Origin of the sequence: uncultured Marinobacter sp., assembly GCF_963974375.1 — a bacterium.
Lineage (GTDB): Bacteria > Pseudomonadota > Gammaproteobacteria > Pseudomonadales > Oleiphilaceae > Marinobacter.
This window is the reverse complement of sequence record NZ_CAXBDN010000367.1, coordinates 1-3,133: the sequence shown is the minus strand read 5'-3', so window position 1 is coordinate 3,133 and position 3,133 is coordinate 1. Positions and strand designations below refer to the sequence as shown.

Here is a 3,133-nt window from a genome sequence, read left to right as displayed (position 1 = left end):
CACCAGGAAATGGGCACATTGGCCGCAGCCAGCGCCAGGGTGCAACCGATGCCGGCGAAAATAAGCTGGCGGATAGCATAGTGGTAGCTGTTGCCCATGGTGGCCGCCGCCATATCCATGGACGCCGAAGCGATCATCACTACACCCAGCAGCAGCAACGCTGATGCGGTGAGCACCAGCCAGGGCAAAGGCTCTGCCAGCATCGTATTGCGACGTAGAGTGGCGATGGCAGCGGCACTCATTGCAATGCCTCCACGGCCTGTCGGAACTGGACGCCCCGGTCTTCGTAATCGCGGAACATATCAAAGCTGGCGCAGGCCGGAGACAACAGCACCCGGTCACCCGGGCGGGCAACAGCGGCTGCCTGCTTCACGGCGTCCGCCATGGTTACCGCCGCCAGCAACGGTGCCTTACCCTCCAGAACCCCGCTCAGCAGCGGCGCGTCGCAGCCCATCAGGACCACGGCCCGGCAATGACGCTCAACAGGGCCAGCCAGGGGAGTAAAGTCAGCGCCCTTGCCCTCACCACCAGCGATCAGCACCAGCTTCTGGTCACTACGCGCAGGGGCAAGACTTTCAAGGGCCGCTACCGCTGCGCCCACATTGGTGCCTTTGGAATCGTTGAAGTAATCGACACCGCCAACGCAGGCAACATGCTCACAGCGATGGGGCAGGCCCGGAAAGGCGACAGCTGCCTCAACCATGACAGGAAATGGCAAGCCTGCGGCGTGGCCAAGGGCCAGTGCTGCCATCACATTGCTGACATTGTGGTGACCCGCCAGCTTCAGACGCGACGTATTCAGCAGGTTGTCAAAGCCCCAGGTAATCCAGGTGCCCTCATCGTCGTCCCGGGTGCTGAGCGTTTCCGGATTGATGCGGTGGGCGCCGAAGCAAATGAAGCGCAAGGTGTCTCGGGCCATGGGCGTGCTGAGGGCATCATCCAGATTCACCACCGCCGTTTTCGCACCCCGGAAAATCCGTTGCTTGGCCTGGTAATAGGCCATTTTCGACGGGTAGCGATCCAGATGATCATCGCTGACATTGAGAATGGTGGCCGCGTGGGCATTCAGCTCATGGGTGGTTTCCAGCTGGAAACTGGACAGCTCCAGAACGTAGAGATCGGCCGGCTCAGCGAGCAGATCCAGTGCGGGCGTTCCGATATTGCCGCCGACAGCCACGCGCACGCCGCTGGCCCTGGCCATTTCACCCACCAGAGTTGTCACCGTGGTTTTTCCATTGGAGCCGGTGATGGCCACGATGGGCGCCGTTGCGGCTTCGGCGAACAGATCAATGTCACCGCGGATCTGCGCGCCGGCAGCGGCCGCCGCCGCAATAGCGGTTTCGGTGACCGCAATGCCCGGGCTGACCACCAGCTCGTTGAAGGAGGCGAACCAGTCTGCGTCGAACTCGCCGGTGCGCACTTCCAGCTCCGGCCATTGCGCTCTGAGTTCGCTCAGACCCGGTGGCCGGGAGCGGGAATCGGCCACCGCAACGGCGCGGCCAAGACCCATCAGATAGCGCACGCAGGAGAGCCCGGTTTTACCGAGCCCTACGACCAGTGTGCGACGATCTGAAGTGATCATGGACATAAGATTTCCTGTTCCCTCAACGCAGTTTCAGGCTTGCAAGGCCGATCAGTACCAGCACTACCGTGATCACCCAGAAACGGACAATCACTCTGGGTTCTGGCCAGCCCTTCAATTCAAAATGGTGGTGTAACGGCGCCATCCGGAATATCCGGCGGCCGGTCAGCCGGAACGACGCTACCTGCAGAATCACCGACACGGTTTCCATCACGAAGACTCCCCCCATGATGAACAGCACGATTTCCTGACGGGTAATCACCGCCACCACACCCAGGGCAGCGCCGAGTGCCAGGGCACCGACATCTCCCATGAACACCTGCGCCGGGTAGGTGTTGAACCAGAGAAACCCCAGGCCGGCGCCCACCAGTGCTCCGCAGAATACAATCAGCTCGCCACTGCCCGGCAGATGCGGAATCAGCAGATAATTGGCGAACTGGAAGTGACCCGAGACATAGGCAAATATGCCGAGCGCGCCGCCTACCATGACCGTTGGCAGAATCGCCAGACCGTCGAGGCCATCGGTCAGGTTGACTGCGTTACTGCTGCCGACAATGACGAAATAGCTCAATACGATGAACAGCACCGGCCCCAGCGTCAGCGATACACTCTTGACGAAGGGCAGGTAAAGCGATGTTTCCTGAGGCAAGGTTGCGCTGTAGAACAATGCGATGGCTGCTCCGACGCCCACCACGGACTGCCAGAAATACTTCCAGCGGGCTGGCAGCCCGCGGGGATTACGCTCCACCACCTTGCGGTAATCGTCGACCCAGCCAATAGCACCGAACAGCAGGGTTACCAGCAGGGTAATCCACACATAACGGTTACTGAGGTCAGCCCACAGCAAGGTGCTCACCGCTATGGCCACCAGAATCAGCGCGCCACCCATGGTGGGCGTACCGGCTTTACTCAGGTGGGTCTGGGGGCCGTCGTTGCGCACCGCCTGACCAATCTGATACTGACTGAGTTTGCGGATCATCAACGGACCTACCAGCAGGGAAATCAACAGCGCTGTCAGAACGCCAAAAATCCCCCGCAAGGTCAGGTACTGAAACACCGTCAGTTGTGTGAAGTACTGTGACAGAAACTCTGTCAGCCAGAGCAGCATGAGTTGTTTACCTTGTTTTTTAGGCTTTTCACCACCTGGTCCATGGCAGAACTACGAGAGCCCTTCACCAGTACCGTCTGGCTTCCCGTGTTTCCGGACAACAGGCGTTCCACCGCCTGCTCATGATTTTCAACCCGCTCGGCACTGCCACCGAAGCCATCGCAATAGCCCTGACTGCGGTCGTCACCCACGGCAATCAAACGTTCGATGCCCAGCTCCCGGGCGCGTTCGCCCACGGACTGATGCAACCGCAGGGAATCAGGCCCCAGTTCCGCCATCGGACCAAGAACTGCCACCCTGGTGCCGGTGGCAGATGCCAGCACCGCCAATGCCGCCTTCATGGACGCGGGGTTGGCGTTGTAGCTGTCATCAATTACCGTTAACTGCTCGCCTAACACCTCGGTCTGCAGCCGCCCCTTCGCTGGCCTGACCTGGGCCAGGCC

The 3,133-nt window shown here is 60.5% G+C and carries 4 protein-coding genes; all 4 read right to left on the bottom strand.

The features are described from left to right. Nucleotides 1-242 (bottom strand): FtsW/RodA/SpoVE family cell cycle protein (locus AAC035_RS20130; RefSeq protein ID WP_339806898.1); only part of this gene is annotated, 242 nt, incomplete at its 3' end. Then, nucleotides 239-1,588 carry a UDP-N-acetylmuramoyl-L-alanine--D-glutamate ligase gene (murD, locus tag AAC035_RS20125; RefSeq protein WP_339806897.1) on the bottom strand — a complete coding sequence of 450 codons (1,350 nt, stop codon included), beginning with the start codon at nucleotides 1,586-1,588 and terminating at the stop codon, nucleotides 239-241. The genes murD and AAC035_RS20130, both read right to left, overlap by 4 nt. A gap of 16 nt (nucleotides 1,589-1,604) precedes the next feature. Further along, nucleotides 1,605-2,690 carry a phospho-N-acetylmuramoyl-pentapeptide-transferase gene (gene mraY, locus AAC035_RS20120; RefSeq protein WP_339806896.1) on the bottom strand — a complete coding sequence of 362 codons (1,086 nt, stop codon included), beginning with the start codon at nucleotides 2,688-2,690 and terminating at the stop codon, nucleotides 1,605-1,607. Continuing rightward, on the bottom strand, nucleotides 2,675-3,133 hold a 459-nt coding region (locus tag AAC035_RS20115; protein ID WP_339806895.1), incomplete at its 5' end, for a cyanophycin synthetase. The genes mraY and AAC035_RS20115, both read right to left, overlap by 16 nt.